At 68.2% G+C, this 239-nt stretch carries 1 protein-coding gene; it reads right to left on the bottom strand.

Annotated elements, in window-relative coordinates:
* Positions 1-239, bottom strand: a 239-nt coding sequence (locus tag SB719_RS22435) for a hypothetical protein (protein ID WP_412160074.1), incomplete at both ends; no start/stop codon positions are given.

Raw genomic sequence — 239 nt, 5'->3', positions numbered from 1 at the left:
ACCGCCGCAGATCGGCGCCCCAGTGGCCCTGCGCCATCACGTGCTCAGCCCAGGTGATGGGCAGCGGTGAGACCGTCTGAATGGAGTACCCGCGCTTGTACGGCTTCGTGGGGTCCGTTTCGTAGAACTGCTCGGTGCTGACCTCGGGAGGCGGCGCCTTCCACATCCGGATCTCGTCCGGGAAACGGCCGGCGGTCTGCGGCGCTCCCTGCACCATCAGGTAGCGCCCCACCTGGTCG

It is taken from the genome of Pantoea sp. SIMBA_079 (genome assembly GCF_046940275.1).
Lineage (GTDB): Bacteria > Pseudomonadota > Gammaproteobacteria > Enterobacterales > Enterobacteriaceae > Pantoea > Pantoea borealis.
The sequence above is the reverse complement of the archived record's forward strand: the minus strand, read 5'-3'. Positions and strand labels throughout refer to the sequence as shown.